This is a genomic window from Aggregatibacter aphrophilus ATCC 33389 (assembly GCF_900636915.1).
GTDB lineage: Bacteria > Pseudomonadota > Gammaproteobacteria > Enterobacterales > Pasteurellaceae > Aggregatibacter > Aggregatibacter aphrophilus.
The window spans coordinates 1,333,309-1,351,816 of the sequence record NZ_LR134327.1 but is presented as its reverse complement, the minus strand read 5'-3'; the positions used below and the strand labels follow the sequence as shown (position 1 = coordinate 1,351,816).

The window sequence follows — 18,508 nt, the reverse complement described above, 5'->3', positions numbered from 1 at the left end:
CGGAGATACAAGATGGCAGGTGCAAAAGAAATAAAAACCAAAATTGCCAGTGTACAAAGTACACAAAAAATTACCAAGGCAATGGAAATGGTGGCTACGTCGAAAATGCGTAAAACGCAAGATCGAATGGCGGCATCTCGTCCGTATTCTGAAACTATTCGCAATGTTATCAGTCATGTGTCAAAAGCAAGTATCGGTTATAAACATCCGTTCTTAGTAGAGCGTGAAGTTAAAAAAGTAGGTATTTTAGTCATTTCAACCGATCGGGGAATGTGTGGCGGTTTAAATATTAATTTATTTAAAACCGTGTTAAATGAAATTAAAGCACGAAAAGAAAAAAGTATTACCGTTGAGTTAGGTTTAATCGGCTTAAAAGGTATCGGTTTTTTCCGTTCCCTCGGTTTAAATATTAAAGGCCAACACTCCGGTTTGGGTGACAATCCAACTTTGGAAGAATTAATTGGTGTGGCAAATACCATGTTTGATGCTTATCGTAATGGTGAAATTGATGCAATTTATATTGCATACAATAAATTTGTTAATACGATGTCGCAAAAACCAACCTTCCAACAATTGGTGCCTTTACCTGAATTGGAAAACGATCACTTAAGCGAAAGACAACAAGCTTGGGATTATATTTATGAACCTGATCCTAAAATGCTATTAGATAGCCTTTTAGTTCGTTATTTAGAATCTCAGGTTTACCAAGCCGTGGTGGATAATTTGGCTTCAGAACAAGCGGCTCGAATGGTAGCAATGAAAGCAGCAACAGATAACGCAGGTAATTTAATTAAAGACTTGCAGTTGGTGTATAACAAAGCTCGTCAAGCAAGTATCACAAATGAATTAAATGAAATTGTTGCCGGCGCGGCTGCAATTTAATAGAAGAGGAACGGTAATGGCAACAGGTAAAATTGTGCAAATCATCGGTGCGGTGATTGACGTCGAATTTCCACAAGATGCAGTACCAAAAGTTTATGATGCATTAAAAGTTGAATCGGGTTTAACCCTTGAAGTTCAACAACAATTAGGTGGTGGTGTGGTACGCTGTATCGCACTAGGTGCTTCAGACGGTTTAAAACGTGGTTTAAGTGTTGAAAATACCGATAAACCAATTTCAGTACCGGTTGGTGTAAAAACCCTTGGTCGTATTATGAACGTATTGGGTGAACCGATTGATGAAAGAGGTCCTATCGGCGCGGAAGAAGAATGGGCAATTCACCGCTCTGCACCAAGTTATGAAGAGCAGTCCAACAGCACCGAATTATTAGAAACCGGTATCAAAGTTATCGACTTAATTTGTCCATTCGCGAAGGGTGGTAAAGTCGGTTTATTCGGTGGTGCGGGTGTTGGTAAAACCGTAAATATGATGGAATTAATCCGTAATATTGCGATTGAGCACTCAGGTTACTCTGTATTCGCCGGTGTAGGTGAGCGTACCCGTGAAGGTAACGACTTCTACCACGAAATGACAGAATCTAACGTATTAGACAAAGTATCCTTGGTTTACGGACAAATGAATGAGCCGCCGGGTAACCGTTTACGTGTTGCTTTAACCGGTTTAACAATGGCAGAAAAATTCCGTGACGAAGGTCGAGATGTATTATTCTTCGTAGATAATATCTATCGTTATACCCTTGCAGGGACTGAAGTATCGGCACTTTTAGGCCGTATGCCATCTGCGGTAGGTTATCAGCCGACACTTGCAGAAGAAATGGGTGTGTTACAAGAACGTATTACATCAACCAAAACCGGTTCTATCACCTCCGTACAAGCCGTTTATGTACCTGCGGATGACTTAACCGACCCATCTCCGGCAACGACCTTTGCGCACTTAGACTCCACAGTAGTATTAAGCCGTCAAATTGCGTCTTTAGGTATTTACCCTGCGGTTGACCCATTGGATTCCACTTCACGTCAATTAGACCCGTTAGTAGTAGGCCAAGAGCACTATGATGTTGCTCGTGGCGTACAAGGTATTTTACAACGCTATAAAGAATTAAAAGATATCATCGCCATTCTTGGTATGGATGAGTTATCCGAAGATGACAAACTTGTGGTGGCACGTGCGCGTAAAATCGAACGTTTCCTATCACAACCGTTCTTCGTAGCGGAAGTCTTTACCGGTTCTCCGGGTAAATATGTACCATTAAAAGAAACTATTCGTGGTTTCAAAGGTATTTTAGACGGTGAATATGACCATGTTCCTGAACAAGCGTTCTATATGGTTGGTTCTATTGAAGAAGTGCTAGAAAAAGCCAAAAATATGTAATCACTTCAAGCTGATTCATCTCAATCTTGAAGGAGAAAAATATGGCAACGTTTAATTTAACCGTAGTAAGTGCAGAAGAAAAAATCTTTTCCGGCGATGTGAAAAGTATTCAAGCAACAGGAATTGAGGGTGAACTCGGTGTTTTACCGGGCCACACCCCGTTGCTTACTGCCATTAAACCGGGCATTGTTAAACTAACTTTAGAAGACGATAACGAAGAAGTTATCTATGTTTCTGGTGGTTTTTTAGAAGTTCAACCGACCATTGTTACCGTGTTGGCCGATGTTGCCATTCGTGGTAATGAATTGGATAGCGAACGTATTTTAGCCGCTAAAAAACGTGCTGAAGACAATATTCGTGAACATCATTCCGATGCTAACTACGAAGTGTTAACAGCGAAACTTTCTAAAGAGTTGGCAAAATTACGCGCTTACGAACTTACAGAAAAACTAGTGAAATCAAAACGCTAATTTTTTTGACCGCACTTTTAATCTGCACCTTAATCTCAGAAACTTTCTGATTATTAAAGTGCAGATTTTTTATATTCCACTTTCTATAAAATTAGGCACCAATCGGTGCCTAATTTATTTCTGTTAATGAGCTATCTTGCTTTCCAATAATGCTTTAAATTCATCACGTTGTGTAGAATCGCTAAAAGCATGGTCTGGTATGGCTAAAAATAAACCGGTACTAATTCGAATTGTTAAGTAGCCATATTTATTTTCAATGTTATGAATACACTGATAATTATACAAAGTTTGGCAGGTGTTTATTCCAATATACAGCCCATCGTCTTGAATACGTACGGTTGTCTTTTCTTTCTCTATTCTATTAAGTACTTGGCTTTGAATTGCTCGATTATTTAAATAAGGTCGAATTAAAACTGCATATATAAATGCTAATAGAGAAATGACAAGTAATATATATCCCACATAACAAGCCAAAATATTTTCATAATAATCATAAAAATATTCAGCCCAATCCATCATTACAAAGGCAATAAAACAGCTTGGAATCAAAAATAATAAATACAATAGGAAATCACCAATATGCATTATCTTACAAAATTTATTATGTTTATAAATATCACGACTTACTTTCCTAGCTACTTTAGAATAACTTTTATCTAATACAGGTTGATATGTAATTTCCATTTTATATTCTCATTTTGTTAGCACTTAAAAGTACGGTCAATTTTTCCAATACTTTTTCCGGCGTAATATCGATCAAACTTTGATGATATCCTTCAGTGCTGTCGGTACTTTTACGCACTTTAATCAAATCGCCTTCAATTAAACGGATGATTTCCGCTTTATCTGACAGTGGCGGCGTATACGTTGGGCTGGTTGGGCCGTAAAGCGCCACCAATGGGCGATCAGTAGCAGCGGCAATGTGCATTAAACCACTGTCGTTACTCACGATCGCCGTGCAGTGAGCAATTAAATCTACTGCCTGATTCAAGTTAGTTTGTCCCGCTAAATTTAAACAAAACGGTTGTAGCTCGGCAGGCAATGTGTTGCGAATTTGTTCGCCGGCTTCTACGTCTTTCGGTGAACCAAACAATTCCACGGCATAGCCTTTTTCAATCAGTATTTCCGCCAATTTAGCGTAATGATAATGCGGCCAACGTTTTGCCGGGCCAAATTCCGCCCCCGGACAAAAACCAATAATCGGGCGATTGCCTAAAAGTACGGTCTGTTTTTCAAATGTTTTTAAGGTTTCCGCCTGTTGGGCTGGTTCAACGGTTAAGTAAGGTTTTAAGACGGGGATATCTGCCGCTTTTGGCACCGCATTTTTTTCAAACGCCAATGCCACATAACGCTGCACCATCATTGGGTAATCCCGCTTATTGTTACGTAAGTCATTGAGTAAAAAATAACGACTCTCCCCTTTCCAACCACGACGCACGGCAATTTTCGCAAATAAAGGAATAAAAGCGGATTTTAAGGAGTTCGGCAAAACAATCGCCATGTCATACTGATGACGTAATGCTTTGCCTAAACGATAACGCTCACACAGCGCAAATTTGCCGTGTCCGAGCGGCATTTCAATGGCGTTACGCACTTCCGGCATGCGTGCCAGCAACGGCTTACACCAATTCGGTGCCATCACATCAATTTGGCAAGTTGGATATTGCAGTTTAAGTTGTTGATACAAACTGTGCGACATCATCATATCGCCGACCCAAGAGGGGCCGATAATTAGGATATTCATGTTTTGCCTTATGCTAAAAGTGCGGTTAAAAAACGTAATGAATTTTAACCGCACTTTATTTTTGTTTTGAATAGAGATGTGTAATTATTTATTCAACCACGCCATATATTCCGCCACCCCTTCTGCCACGGTTTTAAACGGTTTATCGTAGCCGGTAGCACGGAGTTTGGTTAAATCCGCTTGCGTGTATTCTTGATAGCGGGATTTTAAATGTTCCGGGAATGGGATGGTTTCTACTTCGCCTTTGCCGTGGAATTTAATCACGGCTTTCGCTACTTCAGCAAAAGATTCCGCGTTTCCGCTACCACAGTTGAAAATACCGGAAATGCCATTTTGCCAACACCAAATGTTCACCGCGGCGACATCGCCCACATAGACGAAATCACGGCGGAAGTTCTCACTGCCGGCAAATAATTTTGGATTTTCACCTTTCAGGATTTGGTTGTTTAAATGGAAGGCTACGCTTGCCATGGAACCTTTGTGCCCTTCACGCGGACCGTACACGTTGAAATAACGGAAGCCACACACCGGTGATTGGGCTTCCGGCAGAATGGCCCGTACATATTGGTCGAATAAGAATTTGGAATAGCCGTACACATTCAATGGACCTTCAAATTCACGTTCTTCGCGGAATTCGGTTTTGTCGCCGTAAGTGGCGGCACTGGACGCGTAGAGGAACGGAATTTGGCGATCTAAGCAGTAATGCAACAACTCTTTGGAATATTCGTAGTTGTTATGCATGATGTATTTACCGTCCCATTCGGTGGTGGCGGAACACGCACCTTCATGGAAAACGGCATCGATGTCACCTAAATCATCACCGGCGATAATGGAGGCGATGAAATCTTCTTTGTCGCAATAATCGGCAATATCAAGATCCACTAAGTTAATGAATTTTGTGCCGTCTTTTAAATTATCTACCACTAAAATGTCTTTGCGACCCATGTCATTTAATGCTTTGACGATGTTGCTGCCGATAAAGCCTGCGCCGCCTGTTACGATAATCATAGTTCTGTCCTTTTACTAAATAAAAAATTGTGATTCATTGTAATAGATTTTCACTCTCGCTAAAAGGTAAGGATAAAAGTGTAGTTAAAATTTTTACACCGTTGAAAGTTGTATTAGGTTTATAATTATTATGTTTTCTCATCACTTTAAATTACAATTTAATTTGTAGTATTTTTACGCTAGACTACCTCCTAAAGAGGTAGTTAAAATAACCTATCATTTCGGGTTATTGTTAAAACGTGAGGTTCATTCATGATTAAAAAAGGGATTCATTCAGCGTTATTTTTGTTCACATTTTTTTTGAGTATTCAAGGACAAACTATGCAAAATATCGAACACACAGACCAAAACCAATCTATACATGATGTAAAACAACAATTAGTCACTGCACTTGCCAGACAAGAGCAAAAACAAATTACCATTTTACAAGAAAGATTAACGTCGTTATCTTCCTTACCCCCACAACGACTTGCACAACAAATTCGTACCACAGAAAAAATTCTGACCCGCATTTTTAAAACCGAGAAAAATCTAACCCCGAAATTTATTGATTACCTATATTTTGAACCGATTGAAACGACCGATGATATACTAATGAAGGAGATGAAAAAAAATCTTCTGATCTCCTTCTTGGCAAATGAACACGCTCGAATCTATATTAAAGACATGCCAAACACCAATCAATTTGTTCAGCTTTTAACAGAAAAAGGAGCAAAGACTACACAAATATCTGTGTTGGCAGAACCTGCTAAAACCATTTTCCGGCGAATCCGCGAACAAATGCACCAAGACTTTCCTAATAAAATACAGTTTACTATCACTGAAAATCGAGTAAGTGTTATTGCCCCTTCTTCCGTTATTAAGCCGCGCCTTGCCTTAGCGGCTGCAATTTTTGATCAGCAGTTTAAAGGGGTTGAAGTTGATGATTTTTCTTACTTGGATCAACCGCGTGAAAATTTGCAACACAATAATGATACAACCCGTTATAAAACCTTTCAGGCGATGTTGGAAGGCTTAGAATAAGCTATTTAATAATCATAGGAGTTCTTATGTTTACACTTAAAAAAACACTTACTCACATTCTTAGTACTACGTTTGTATTTTGTTCAACCTCCGGTTTGGCGGCAAATCCGCCGGAAGATAACCACAAAGCTGTTGAATTGAGCATTCTGCATATTAATGATCATCATTCTTATTTAGAGCCCCACGAAGCCCGCATTTTATTAAACGGTAAAGAAACTAAAGTAAATATTGGCGGTTTTTCCGCAGTTAACAGCAAGCTTAATGAATTACGCAAAAAATATAAAAACCCGCTAGTATTACATGCAGGCGATGCTATTACAGGAACACTTTATTTTACCCTTTTTGGTGGTTCGGCCGATGCAGCGGTAATGAATGCAGGTAATTTTCATTATTTTACATTGGGCAATCATGAGTTTGATGCGGGAAATGAAGGTTTATTAAAATTACTTGAACCACTAAAAATCCCTGTTTTATCTGCTAATGTCATTCCTGATAAAGGTTCTATTTTGTACAATAAATGGAAACCTTATGATATTTTCTCGGTGAATGGAGAAAATATTGGCATTATTGGGTTAGATACAGTAAATAAAACCGTTAATTCATCTTCCCCCGGGAAAGATGTTAAATTTTATGATGAAATTGCAACAGCCCAAATTATGGCGAATGCTTTAAAAGCACAGGGTGTTAACAAAATTATCTTACTTTCTCATGCGGGTAGTGAAAAGAATATAGAAATTGCGCAAAAAGTGAATGATATTGATATTATTGTTACCGGAGATTCCCACTATTTATATGGTAATGACGAGTTGCGTGAATTGAAATTACCAGTGGTATATGAATATCCCTTAGAATTTAAAAGCTCGAATGGTGAACCTGTTTTTGTGATGGAAGCTTGGGCTTATTCCGCTGTAGTGGGCGATTTAGGCGTTAAATTCAGCAAAGATGGGATCGCTTCCATAATCCGAAAAACTCCACATGTATTAATGAGCACAAATAAATTAAAAGTTAAAAACAATGACGGTAATTGGCAGGAACTTAGTGGAGAAGAACGTCAAAAAGCAATTCAAAGTTTACAAAAGATGAAAAGCGTTTCATTGGATTATCATGATAAGAAAACGGATAAACTGATTAGTAAATATCGATATGAAAAGGATCAACTGGCAAAAGAAGTCATCGGCTCAATCGTTGGGCAAGCGATGCCGGGCGGCTCGGATAATCGCATTCCGAATAAAGCGGGTTCTAACCCTGAAGGTTCGGTTGCAACCCGTTTTGTGGCAGAAACAATGTATAACGAATTGAAAAATGTAGATTTAGTTATTCAAAATGCCGGAGGTGTGCGTTCAGATATTTTACCTGGTGACGTCACCTTTAATGATGCCTATACCTTTTTACCATTTGGGAATACTTTATTTACTTATAAAATGGAAGGTTCATTGATTAAACAAGCTTTGGAAGATGCTCTGCAATTTGCGTTAGTTGACGGTTCTACCGGGGGTTTCCCTTACGGGGCGGGTGTTCGTTATGAGGCCAATGAAACGCCAAATGCCGATGGTAAACGCTTAGTAAGCGTTGAGGTCTTCAATAAACAAAAACAACAATGGGAAGATATTGACGATAATAAACGTTATCTAGTGGGAACCAATTCCTATATTGCCAGCGGTAAAGACGGATATAAAACCTTTGGTCATCTTTTCAATGACCCGAAATATGAAGGTACAGATACCTATCTTCCGGATGCAGAAAGCTTCATTAAATTTATGAAGAAAAATCCGCGTTTTGAAGCGTTTACAACATCAAATGTGAAGTTTAATGCTGCCAGCGAAGCATTGCCGAAAAAATAACAAAAAATCGACCGTACTTTTATTTCTTTATGTAGAGTCGGACTTCGGAAAAACTGTAATTCATTGGTAAAGTGCTACGAGTCCGATCCTTGTATAAAATAGGGAGTATTATGCGGTTAGCTTGATAAGTTCAGTCGTGAAGTCAGGTTATTTTTTGCCTTTACGAAAGTAGTTGATGTTCTTTCGTAGGTTTTTAAAATAAGTGGGACTTATACTTATCCTTAGTTTCATATTTAGCTCCCTTCGCTAACATTCTTAGTTGTAAAATCAACCGATCTTTTAGATGTTCCCGCTCTAACCTGCTCATATCTAAGGCATTTGCACCAGCAGTAAAAACAATGGTTACCATTCCTTCCGCCTGCACATAAGCGATGTATTGGGAGTAATTGTTTTTACGCGCAATGTATTCCGAAAGTTCATCGGTAAAATGTTTAATTTCCCGTGCAGCTGCCGTACGGAAGGCTTGCGAGGTACCGGAACTTTCCCGTAATAACAGACGGAATACGTTTGGGCTGTTATTAATAAATTCAAAGAACGTTTCCACCGAAATCACAATCACGCTGCCACCGTTGGCAATGCGTTTACGCGCCTGACGCATGAGCTGACGGAGAGTTAAACCTGCTTCGTCCACCATAGTTAAGCCTAATTCGTCCATATCTCGGAAATGACGATAAAACGAGGTCGGCGCAATACCGGCTTCGCGGGATACCTCCCTTAAACTTAGATTGGAAAAACTTTTTTCCGCCGTAAGTTGGTTAAAAGCCGCATTAATTAATGCGCGACGGGTTTTTTCTTTTTGTTGCGCGCGAATACCGACCATGGAATACTCCGTTAAGATAAAATAGATCTAATCAAATTTGATATAGCGTCTGCAATACGTTCATAACGCTTACGTAAAGGAGAACCTGGGCGATAGACTAAAATTATGTCGCGTAATGGTTCTGGCGAATGGCATGGAAGGTATTTTACCCCAGTACGTGCACCTTCGCTTAATACTGCTAATTCAGGCATTAATGTGATTCCAGCATTAACTGCTACCATATTACGCAAGGTTTCTAAACTTGTGGCTTGGAAATGGGAATTTTCTTTTGCACCAGCGGTAAAGCAGTAACCAAGAGCTTGGTTACGTAAACAATGACCATCATCTAGCATTAAAACTTCGCGATCTTTTAGCATAGATATTGGCATTGAAATTTCTTTAGCCCAAGGGTGTTTTTCGGAAATAGCTAATAGCATTTTTTCTTTAAATAAGGGTACTTCTATAAATAGTTCAGTTTCACGTACGGATGCTACTATGGCGCAATCTAGGTGACCAGTTTCAAGGTGCTCCAACAATTGATGGGTTTGTGCTTCATAGAGAAACAATTCCAAATCCGGAAAGGCTTTTTGTAATGCTGGTACAATGTGTGGCATTAAATAAGGCCCTATGGTTGGGATTACACCGATGTGTAATGGACCAGCCATTTCTTTGCCTTGGTTGCTTGCCATTTCTTTTAATAACTTTACTTCACGCAATATGGTTTTAGCTTGCTCGACCAATAATAAACCCGATTGGGTGAATAGCACTTTACGACTGGTACGTTCTAACAGAATAATGCCAAGCTCTTCTTCCAATTTGCGAATTTGACCACTTAGAGTTGGCTGGCTGACGTGGCAGGAGTCTGCTGCACGTCGAAAATGCTTGTATTCTGCAAGGGCAACAAGGTATTCTAAGTCACGGATATTCATATGTCCTCATTATAGAAAGTAGCAATTAAAAAAATAGAATTAATTGATTGTGACTATATCACAAAATTACCTATAATTCATCGCATCTTTAGAGAGAGACAGCCTGTAATTTAAGCGAAGTTTCTAATTCACAGCAACACTTATAGATAGGAGAAAAATCTATGTCTACTATGGAAGGAAAAAAAGTTCCTCAGGTTACATTCCGTACCCGTCAAGGTGACAAATGGGTTGACGTAACAACATCTGAATTATTTGATAACAAAACCGTCATCGTATTCTCATTACCGGGCGCATTCACACCAACTTGTTCTTCTTCTCACTTACCACGTTATAATGAATTAGCACCAGTATTCAAAAAATACGGCGTTGATGACATTCTTGTTATTTCCGTGAACGATACTTTCGTAATGAACGCATGGAAAGAAGATGAAAAATCCGACAACATCACTTTTGTTCCGGACGGTAACGGTGAATTCACCGAAGGCATGGGTATGTTGGTAGGTAAAGAAGATTTAGGTTTTGGTAAACGTTCATGGCGTTATTCTATGCTTGTGAAAAACGGTGTAGTAGAAAAAATGTTTATCGAACCAAACGAGCCGGGCGATCCGTTCAAAGTGTCTGATGCAGACACTATGTTGAAATATCTTGCACCACAACACCAAGTTCAAGAATCCATTACGATCTTCACAAAACCTGGTTGTCCGTTCTGTGCGAAAGCAAAACAAATGTTACATGAAAAAGGCTTAAGCTTTGAAGAAATCGTTTTAGGTCATGATGCAACTATCGTGAGCGTACGTGCGGTTTCTGGTCGTGCGACTGTGCCACAAGTCTTCATCGGTGGTAAACACATTGGTGGTAGCGATGATTTAGAAGCGTATTTCGCAAAATAATCCAATAATCATAACTATAAAACTTTTCTTTTGGGGCGCTAATTTAGCGCCCTTTTTTCTTTTTGTTTAAAAATTAATTTCAACAAAATCTTTCTATAAATCCTTTGGGGGCAATGTCTTAAAAGATCTATACTATTGTCCTGATTTACTTTTTCGGAGTTGTTATGCCGGATCGTTCACCTAATATCACAACACATGATCCTTTCGGTAGCCTGTTGGGTTATGCACCCGGCGGCGTTGCCATTTATTCTTCGGACTACAACACGGCAGATGCGAAGGAATACCCTGACGACGCGGCTTTTCGTAGCTACCTTGGTGGTGAATATATGGGTTACAAATGGCAGTGTGTGGAGTTCGCCCGTCGCTATCTTTATCTTAATTACGGCATGGTGTTCACTGATGTGGGTATGGCTTATGAAATTTTTTCCTTACGTTTCTTACGCCAAGTGGTAAATGATGCTTTATTACCGTTACAAGCCTTTGCCAATGGCGGAAAGCGAGCGCCAGAATGTGGCGCATTGCTAATTTGGCAGGAAGGTGGTGAATTCAAACATACTGGTCATGTAGCTATTATTACTGAAGTGCTGACGGACAGAGTGCGCATCGCTGAGCAAAATGTAATTCATTCCCGTCTACCAAGCGGTCAACAATGGACCCGTGAATTGCCGATGACAGCTACAGAAGATGGTTATCGCTTACAGGATACTTTTGATGATACCCAAATTCTTGGTTGGATGATTCAAACGGATAATGAGGAATTTAGCCTGCCGCAACCCATGCCGGAACCGGATAAACTCAAAATTTATGCGGAACACATTGAAAATCAAGGACAGTTTTCAACAAACTGGCTTGATGAAACAAAACCGTTAGAGGCTGCTTACGTTAACGCAATGCAAGGACATATTGTGAATCATGGTGATCAATATCGTTATTTTACGCTTTCTGAAAGCGCACAACATGAACTGATTCGTGCCACCAATGAGTTACATTTAATGTATTTGCATGCCACCGATAAGGTGCTCAAAGACGATAGTTTATTACAATATTTCAATATTCCGAAACTGCTTTGGCCTCGCCTACGGTTATCTTGGCAAAATAGTCGTTATCAGACCATCAGTGGAAGATTGGATTTCTGTCTGGATGAACGTGGTTTGAAAGTGTATGAATACAATGCCGATTCTGCTTCTTGTCATGCCGAAGCAGGTGCAATCTTGTCACGTTGGGCAAAACAAGCAGGCCTTAGCGCAGGGCATGATCCGAGCGAAGGCTTACGCAATGCGTTAGCAGATAGTTGGAAACACAGCTGTGCCACGCCGTTAGTACACATTATGCAGGACCATGATGCAGAGGAAGAGTACCACGCTCTGCTTATGCGTGATGCGCTAACTCAAGCTGGCTTTAAAACGAAGATTATTCACGGTACAGAAGGACTACATTGGGATACGCGTGGACAATTATTAGACGATGAAACTCAACGAGTTCAAAGCGTATGGAAAACCTGGGCGTGGGAAACTGTGCTGGAACAATTACGCGAAGATACCACGGGTCGTGAAGTTGCTCCACCGATTCGTACTGGTTATCCGGAAGATAAAGTGCGGTTAATTGACGTGTTACTTCGGCCGGAAGTGTTGGTTTATGAGCCCTTGTGGACGGCGATTCCGAGTAACAAAGCCATTTTACCGGTGTTGTGGTCACTGTTCCCGAATCACCGTTATCTGCTAGAAGCAGGATTTGAAGTCACACAGGAATTAATAGCCAATGGATATGCTCAAAAACCGATTGCCGGTCGGCGCGGAGACAATGTGAAACTTATCGGTGAATGTAAAAGCGTGCTAGACAGTACAAATGGGCGTTTTAGTAAACAAGAGAACATTTATCAACAGTTATGGTGCTTGCCTAAAGTTGAAGAGCAGTATGTGCAAGTGTGCACTTTCACCGTAGGTGGGCATTATGCCGGCAGCTGTTTACGTTCCGATCCAACCCGTGTGATTGTCGGTAATAGCGATATGCAACCATTGCGTATATTAAGTGATAAGGCATTTACACAGAAGATAAAATAGATTTATAGAAGATCAAAATAGGCACCTTCAAGGTGCCTATTTTTATTTTAAAGTGCGGTGAAAAAATTTAACGTTTTTCAACCGATTTATTTTTTGTCTTTTGACTCAGCCGGCTCAACCTCAGCACCTTGCAACCAACCCGGAGCAACTTTACTCATATCCGGTAAGTTGTGTGCAATACCTTTATGGCAGTCAATACAGGTTTTGCCGTTTTCTTGAGCAAATTTATGCATTTTTTGCGCCACGGTTTTTTGTTGAGAGAAGTCCATGTGATCCATTTTATGGCAGTTACGACATTCTTGAGAATTGTTAGCTTTCATACGCGCCCATTCATTTTCCGCCATGTGCGGACGACGTGCGTTAAATTTCTCAAGCGTATCGGTTAAGCCCATATAATGTGCGTAAACCTCTTTAGCTGCGACCATTTTTCGCCACATTTTGGGACCAAATTCATGAGGAACGTGGCAATCCGGGCAACTAGCTCCTACGCCTGTACGAGTTTGATAGTGTACGCTGTGTAAGTATTCCGGGTATGCGTCATTGGTATGGCAACTGGAACAGAATTGTTCGGTATTGGTTTGTTCTAAACCGTAGTTGAAGCCGACCCAAGATAAAATTCCGCCGATAAAGGATAGAACGATAATAGTTCCAACCGCAATGCGACTAGGCGATCTGAACCAACACCAAAATCGCATTAAAAAGTTAGGCATTTTCACTGACATAATGACCTCTTATTATTGTCCGTAACCTTTCATTGGTTTGAATTCGTTTGGCACGATTGGCTCAACATCAGATTGAGAAACGTGACATTGCAAACAGAAATAACGACGTGGTGATGAACTGGAGCCGATATTACCATCGCGATCCGCAAAGTGGGTCGGGCTGATACGGGTTGCACCGGTGATACGAGATGCTTCAACACTGTGGCAGTTTAAGCATTGGTTAACATTTTTAGTGACCTGATAGCTTTTTACGCTATGTGGCACCATTGGTGGTTGGTTAACATAATTTAATGCGGATAATTCACTTTGTTTCGGCGCATCGTGGAATGCCGGTGCCACACTTTCCGGTGAATTATTGAAAAAGTCTCCGGCACCTTTGTTTGATTGTTCTGCCATGACAGATGTTGCAAACAATGCCGCGAATACAGCACCGCTAAAAGTAAAGAGGTTCTTTCTAATCATTTTTAATCACTCCCCCGAATGATGGAAATTTTTTATCGGTTTAAATTCACGACAGGAATATCGTTATTAAACCTATGGCTAAAGGTGAATACTTTTTCAGCGCAGACATCAATACAACGCCCACAACTGATACAATCTTGAGAAAGCACAAGTAGGCTTTCATTATTTTTTCCGTGTAACGGTGAACGTAACACTTGAGGTTCCGGACAAACGTTGTAGCAATCCATGCAATTATCGCATCTTGCCCGATCAATCACTTTAATCCGAAGCAGACTTTTTGCACCGATAACACCATACGTCGCACCAATTGGGCAAAGGTGTCCGCACCATCCATGTTCAACAATGAATAAATCAAAGAAGAAAACAACCAAGACTAACCAAGTTGTTGCGCCAAAGCTATAAATTAAGGCTCTTCCTAATGCGGCAACAGGATTCACCCATTCCCATAATAACAAGCCACTTACCGCACTGCCGACTAAAATCATCACTAAGATAGCGTAACGTAAACTGCGAGGAATTTTTGCCGTTTGGCGAATACCCAGTTTACGACGAATCCAAGCGGCACAATCGGTCACAACATTTAACGGACAAACCCAGCCGCAGAAAACCTTACTACCTAGCAATGCATAGGTTACAAAGATAATCAATGCACCACTGAGAGTTAGAATCCCCGGCAAATGACCGCCAGCCAGGCTTTCTAAGGTAATCAACGGATCGCTTAACGGAATTATGTCGAAAAGCATGCTTCCGCTATAATTGCCTTTTAAAATCCAGACGCCAAAATAAGGTCCGCTTAAAAACATCAACAAAATGCTTAACTGGCTTACACGTCGCCAAAATAAAAAGCGATTAGCATACCACCATCCTAGTTTTTCTTTGGCTTCCCGCCCGGCAAGTTTCGGTGAATTAGCCATTACTTACCTCCTAATACCGGTGCTAGAATCAGCTCTGGAATCTCTTCCACACCTGTTGCCGGAATGGCTCCGGCTGGTGGCGCTATACCATCCGGCAATCGGGTCGGCATGGAAATCAAATCGTCCGGAGCAAGAGAATGTCCTGCTTTCGATTTTTCTTCCCAACCCAAACGATAATGTTTACCCAACATACCTTTAGCAAGAGACATCGGTAATACTTTGATTGCCGCTTCTTCCAATACGCAAGCTTTCTCACATTTACCACAACCGGTACAAGCATCAGAATGCACAGTCGGAATAAACACGGCGTGTTTACCGGTACGCTCGTTACGATGGCTTTCTAATGTAATCGCTTTGTCGATTAATGGGCAAACACGATAACATACATCACAGCGCAAGCCTTGCCAGTTAAGACAGGTTTCATGATCCAGCAATACGGAAAGACCCATGCTGGATGCATTAATATCTTGCGCATCACGATCTAACGCACCGCTTGGACAGGCGTGAGCACAAGGGATGTCCGGACACATTTCGCAAGGTTTATCTCGTGCAATAAAATATGGCGTGCCGGCCTCCATAGGTGAAAGTAACGATGCCAAATGCAACATATCATATGGACAAGCTTGCACACATTGACCGCAACGAATACAGGCAGCAGCAAACTTTTCATCATCTTCAATGGCAAACGGCGGACGTAATGCCACCCCTTCACGGGCTAAGCTTTGTTTCTGTTGTAAACCTAATAAGAGACCGAGTCCAACTAAACCACCCGCAGTTCGGGTTGCTTCTTTGAGGAATTTTCGGCGCTCAGGCGTTACTGTTGGTTTTTTCATTGTCTTAGTGACCGCACCATAAAGTGCGGTCTTTTTTCTCACCGTTTTTTTAAGCTTTTTCCACTTTTACCGCACATTTCTTAAAGTCGGTTTCTTTAGAAATTGGGTCAGTTGCATCCAATGTTAATTTATTGGCTAGCTGTCCTGCATCAAAGAAAGTGGTATAAACCAAGCCCTCCGGCACTTTATTACGACCACGTGTATCTAGGTAAGAAATCACTTCACCGCGACGTGAGGCAATTTTAATCTTGTCACCATGACGTAATCCGCGTTTTTGTGCATCGTTCGGGTGCATCCAAACAACGTTATTCGGGAAGGAACGATGCAATTCCGGTACACGACGGGTCATTGTGCCTGTGTGCCAGTGTTCTAATACACGGCCGGTACATAGCCATAAATCGTATTCAGCATCCGGTGACTCTGCAGGTGGTTCATAAGGCACAGCAAGAATAATCGCTTTTTTATCCGGGTAACCGTAGAACGCCACGCCTTCACCTTCTTTAACGTATGGGTCGTAACCTTCACGATAACGCCATAAGGTTTCTTTGCCGTCCACTACAGGCCAGCGTAAGCCACGTGCTTTGTGATAGGTGTCGAACGGTGCTAAGTCATGTCCGTGACCACGACCGAATGACGCGTATTCTTCAAATAAGCCTTTGTGCAAATAGAAACCGAAGTGATGGGATTCGTCGTTTAATTGACCTTCGGCAAGATCGCTTAGTGGGAATTGATCCACTTGGCCATTACGATATAGCACCTCATATAAAGTTTTACCTTTATATTCAGGGTTTTTCTCTAGAATTTCTGCCGGCCACATTTCATCAGTGGTGAAATATTTAGAGAACTCCACTAACTGCCATACATCAGATTTCGCTTCACCTGGTGCTTTTACTTGTTGGCGCCAAAACTGCGTACGACGTTCTGCGTTACCGTAAGCCCCCTCTTTTTCTACCCACATTGCTGTCGGAAGCATTAAGTCTGCGGCTAAACAGGAAACGGTTGGGTATGGGTCGGACACCACGATAAAGTTGTCCGGATTACGCCAGCCCGGGAAAGTTTCTTCATTAATATTTGGACCGCCTTGCATATTGTTGGTACACATTTGCCATAACACACGCATTTTACCGTCTTTTAATGCACGGCTTTGAGCAACGGCATGGAAACCTAATACATCCGTAATAAGTCCTGCAGGTAATTTCCAGATTTTTTCTGCAATTTCACGGTGTTTTGGATTGGTAACCACTAAGTCTGCCGGCAAGCGGTGAATAAAGGTACCTACTTCACGGGCTGTACCACACGCAGATGGTTGACCGGTTAAGGAGAACGGACCACAACCCGGAATAGAAATTTTTCCAGTTAATAGATGGATGTTATAGATTAAGTGGTTTGCCCACACACCGCGAGTATGTTGGTTGAAACCCATGGTCCAATAAGACACCACTTTACGTTTTGGATCAGCATATAATTTCGCCAAGTTTTCCAACACATCTTTTGGTACGCCGGACATTTCATGAGCTTTGTCTAAGGTGTATTCAGCAACTAAGGCTTTTAATTCCTCAAAGTTGCTGTCATACATTTTGCCGCTGTTCGGATTTTTTGCTGCTTTTTGCAATGGGTGATTATCACGTAAGCCGTAACCGATATCGGTTTCACCACGTTTAAATTTAGTATGTTTATTGACGAAATTCCAGTTAATTGCATCGTTTTGGATTAGATAATTAATAATGTAGTTCAAAATTACCAAGTCGGTGTGCGGTTTGAAGATTAAACTGTAATCCGCCAATTCAAAACTACGGTGTTCAAAAGTAGAAAGTACGGCGACTTTCACATCTGGGTTGGATAAGCGACGATCGGTAATACGAGACCACAAAATTGGGTGCATTTCCGCCATGTTGGAACCCCAAAGCACAAAGGCTTCGGCATTTTCAATGTCATCATAACAGCCCATCGGTTCGTCCATACCAAAGGTGCGTATAAAGGCAACCGCTGCAGACGCCATACAGTGACGCGCATTCGGGTCGATATTATTAGAACGGAAACCGGCTTTCCAAAGTTTGGCTTTGGCATAACCTTCAAAGATGGTGGTTTGACCGGAACTGAACATTCCCACACCGTTTGGACCTAATTCTTTTACGGCAGCTTTGAATTTTTCTGCCATAGTTTTAAATGCTACATCCCAACTAACTGGTGTGAAATCGCCGTTCTTATCATATTTGCCGTCTTTCATACGCAACATCGGCTGGGTTAAACGGTCTTTACCGTACATAATTTTCGGTAAGAAGTAACCTTTGATACAGTTTAAACCACGGTTTACTTCTGCATCTGGGTCACCTTGAGAAGCAACAATACGACCATCTTTCGTACCTACTAATACAGAACAACCGGTTCCGCAAAAGCGGCATGGTGCTTTATCCCATTTAATTTCGGATTCGGCAGCTTCTACATTTTTCACCGGAATCGTTAATCCGGCAGCCGTTGCTGCAGCCATGGCAGCATTGGCTTTCATAAAGTCTCTACGACTTAAATTCATAGTGTTTTCCC

At 41.1% G+C, this 18,508-nt stretch carries 17 protein-coding genes; 7 read left to right on the top strand and 10 right to left on the bottom strand.

Annotated elements, in window-relative coordinates:
• Positions 1-12: 12 nt before the first annotated feature.
• Genes atpG through EL144_RS06645 form a run of 3 tightly spaced genes read left to right on the top strand, consistent with a single transcriptional unit; the run spans position 13 to position 2,742 of the window.
• Complete coding sequence (gene atpG / locus EL144_RS06655; RefSeq protein ID WP_005704860.1) at positions 13-882, top strand: F0F1 ATP synthase subunit gamma; 870 nt, start codon at positions 13-15, stop codon at positions 880-882.
• Positions 883-898: 16 nt separating this feature from the next.
• Positions 899-2,272 carry a F0F1 ATP synthase subunit beta gene (gene atpD / locus EL144_RS06650; RefSeq protein ID WP_005704861.1) on the top strand — a complete coding sequence of 458 codons (1,374 nt, stop codon included), beginning with the start codon at positions 899-901 and terminating at the stop codon, positions 2,270-2,272.
• A 41-nt stretch (positions 2,273-2,313) separates the two neighbouring features.
• Positions 2,314-2,742: a F0F1 ATP synthase subunit epsilon gene (locus EL144_RS06645; RefSeq protein WP_005702428.1), complete on the top strand. Its 429-nt coding sequence runs from the start codon at positions 2,314-2,316 to the stop codon at positions 2,740-2,742.
• 123 nt (positions 2,743-2,865) lie between these two features.
• Here EL144_RS06645 and EL144_RS06640 read toward each other — a convergent pair whose 3' ends face one another.
• The 3 genes from EL144_RS06640 to rfaD all read right to left on the bottom strand — a co-directional run bounded on the left by EL144_RS06640 (position 2,866) and on the right by rfaD (position 5,494).
• A complete protein-coding gene (locus EL144_RS06640; protein ID WP_005704862.1) occupies positions 2,866-3,426 on the bottom strand; it encodes a hypothetical protein in 561 nt (186 codons plus the stop codon).
• Position 3,427: 1 nt separating this feature from the next.
• Positions 3,428-4,486 (bottom strand): lipopolysaccharide heptosyltransferase II, encoded by a 1,059-nt coding sequence (gene waaF, locus EL144_RS06635; protein WP_065336540.1) that lies wholly within the window; start codon positions 4,484-4,486, stop codon positions 3,428-3,430.
• Between the two features lie 84 nt (positions 4,487-4,570).
• On the bottom strand, positions 4,571-5,494 hold the full coding sequence (rfaD, locus tag EL144_RS06630; RefSeq protein WP_005704865.1) for an ADP-glyceromanno-heptose 6-epimerase: 924 nt from the start codon (positions 5,492-5,494) through the stop codon (positions 4,571-4,573).
• A gap of 255 nt (positions 5,495-5,749) precedes the next feature.
• On the opposite strand from rfaD, the gene EL144_RS06625 reads away from it, so the two are divergent.
• Positions 5,750-6,517 carry a hypothetical protein gene (locus EL144_RS06625; protein WP_032995400.1) on the top strand — a complete coding sequence of 256 codons (768 nt, stop codon included), beginning with the start codon at positions 5,750-5,752 and terminating at the stop codon, positions 6,515-6,517.
• 26 nt (positions 6,518-6,543) lie between these two features.
• Positions 6,544-8,358, top strand: coding sequence for an NAD nucleotidase (gene nadN / locus EL144_RS06620; protein WP_032995392.1), 1,815 nt, complete (start codon positions 6,544-6,546; stop codon positions 8,356-8,358).
• 193 nt (positions 8,359-8,551) lie between these two features.
• Here the strand turns inward: nadN and fabR are convergent, their stop codons facing one another.
• Both fabR and oxyR read right to left on the bottom strand, forming a co-directional pair.
• Complete coding sequence (gene fabR, locus EL144_RS06615) at positions 8,552-9,178, bottom strand: HTH-type transcriptional repressor FabR (protein WP_005704869.1); 627 nt, start codon at positions 9,176-9,178, stop codon at positions 8,552-8,554.
• A gap of 11 nt (positions 9,179-9,189) precedes the next feature.
• Positions 9,190-10,086 (bottom strand): DNA-binding transcriptional regulator OxyR, encoded by an 897-nt coding sequence (gene oxyR, locus EL144_RS06610; RefSeq protein WP_005704870.1) that lies wholly within the window; start codon positions 10,084-10,086, stop codon positions 9,190-9,192.
• Positions 10,087-10,247: 161 nt separating this feature from the next.
• Here oxyR and pgdx point away from each other — a divergent pair, with 161 nt between their 5' ends.
• Together pgdx and gss are read left to right on the top strand one after the other, a co-directional pair.
• A complete protein-coding gene (gene pgdx / locus EL144_RS06605; RefSeq protein ID WP_032995393.1) occupies positions 10,248-10,976 on the top strand; it encodes a hybrid peroxiredoxin PGdx in 729 nt (242 codons plus the stop codon).
• A gap of 164 nt (positions 10,977-11,140) precedes the next feature.
• The gene (gene gss / locus EL144_RS06600) at positions 11,141-13,036 is read left to right on the top strand and encodes a bifunctional glutathionylspermidine amidase/synthase (protein WP_005704872.1); all 1,896 of its coding nucleotides are present in this window, start codon (positions 11,141-11,143) and stop codon (positions 13,034-13,036) included.
• An 86-nt stretch (positions 13,037-13,122) separates the two neighbouring features.
• On the opposite strand, the gene EL144_RS06595 is transcribed toward gss, so the two are convergent.
• From EL144_RS06595 to napA, 5 genes are read right to left on the bottom strand one after another with little or no spacing between them, the layout of a single operon-like run.
• A complete protein-coding gene (locus tag EL144_RS06595; RefSeq protein WP_005704873.1) occupies positions 13,123-13,758 on the bottom strand; it encodes a NapC/NirT family cytochrome c in 636 nt (211 codons plus the stop codon).
• A gap of 12 nt (positions 13,759-13,770) precedes the next feature.
• Positions 13,771-14,220 (bottom strand): nitrate reductase cytochrome c-type subunit, encoded by a 450-nt coding sequence (locus EL144_RS06590; RefSeq protein ID WP_032995394.1) that lies wholly within the window; start codon positions 14,218-14,220, stop codon positions 13,771-13,773.
• 32 nt (positions 14,221-14,252) lie between these two features.
• Positions 14,253-15,134 carry a quinol dehydrogenase ferredoxin subunit NapH gene (gene napH, locus EL144_RS06585; protein WP_005704875.1) on the bottom strand — a complete coding sequence of 294 codons (882 nt, stop codon included), beginning with the start codon at positions 15,132-15,134 and terminating at the stop codon, positions 14,253-14,255.
• On the bottom strand, positions 15,134-15,967 hold the full coding sequence (napG, locus tag EL144_RS06580) for a ferredoxin-type protein NapG (protein WP_005702443.1): 834 nt from the start codon (positions 15,965-15,967) through the stop codon (positions 15,134-15,136). Before napG ends, napH begins: the two co-directional genes overlap by 1 nt.
• Before the next feature lie 49 nt (positions 15,968-16,016).
• A complete protein-coding gene (gene napA, locus EL144_RS06575; RefSeq protein WP_005704877.1) occupies positions 16,017-18,497 on the bottom strand; it encodes a nitrate reductase catalytic subunit NapA in 2,481 nt (826 codons plus the stop codon).
• Positions 18,498-18,508: the final 11 nt, after the last annotated feature.

Bases quoted from the DNA above. Each gene is read 5' to 3' on its own strand.
- atpD (WP_005704861.1), top strand. From the start codon at position 899: ATGGCAACAGGTAAAATTGTGCAAATCATCGGTGCGGTGATTGACGTC.
- EL144_RS06595 (WP_005704873.1), bottom strand. From the start codon at position 13,758: ATGTCAGTGAAAATGCCTAACTTTTTAATGCGATTTTGGTGTTGGTTC.
- oxyR (WP_005704870.1), bottom strand. From the start codon at position 10,086: ATGAATATCCGTGACTTAGAATACCTTGTTGCCCTTGCAGAATACAAG.
- napH (WP_005704875.1), bottom strand. From the start codon at position 15,134: ATGGCTAATTCACCGAAACTTGCCGGGCGGGAAGCCAAAGAAAAACTA.
- gss (WP_005704872.1), top strand. From the start codon at position 11,141: ATGCCGGATCGTTCACCTAATATCACAACACATGATCCTTTCGGTAGC.
- fabR (WP_005704869.1), bottom strand. From the start codon at position 9,178: ATGGTCGGTATTCGCGCGCAACAAAAAGAAAAAACCCGTCGCGCATTA.
- napA (WP_005704877.1), bottom strand. From the start codon at position 18,497: ATGAATTTAAGTCGTAGAGACTTTATGAAAGCCAATGCTGCCATGGCT.
- pgdx (WP_032995393.1), top strand. From the start codon at position 10,248: ATGTCTACTATGGAAGGAAAAAAAGTTCCTCAGGTTACATTCCGTACC.
- EL144_RS06640 (WP_005704862.1), bottom strand. From the start codon at position 3,426: ATGGAAATTACATATCAACCTGTATTAGATAAAAGTTATTCTAAAGTA.
- rfaD (WP_005704865.1), bottom strand. From the start codon at position 5,494: ATGATTATCGTAACAGGCGGCGCAGGCTTTATCGGCAGCAACATCGTC.
- nadN (WP_032995392.1), top strand. From the start codon at position 6,544: ATGTTTACACTTAAAAAAACACTTACTCACATTCTTAGTACTACGTTT.
- waaF (WP_065336540.1), bottom strand. From the start codon at position 4,486: ATGAATATCCTAATTATCGGCCCCTCTTGGGTCGGCGATATGATGATG.
- EL144_RS06645 (WP_005702428.1), top strand. From the start codon at position 2,314: ATGGCAACGTTTAATTTAACCGTAGTAAGTGCAGAAGAAAAAATCTTT.
- napG (WP_005702443.1), bottom strand. From the start codon at position 15,967: ATGAAAAAACCAACAGTAACGCCTGAGCGCCGAAAATTCCTCAAAGAA.
- EL144_RS06590 (WP_032995394.1), bottom strand. From the start codon at position 14,220: ATGATTAGAAAGAACCTCTTTACTTTTAGCGGTGCTGTATTCGCGGCA.
- atpG (WP_005704860.1), top strand. From the start codon at position 13: ATGGCAGGTGCAAAAGAAATAAAAACCAAAATTGCCAGTGTACAAAGT.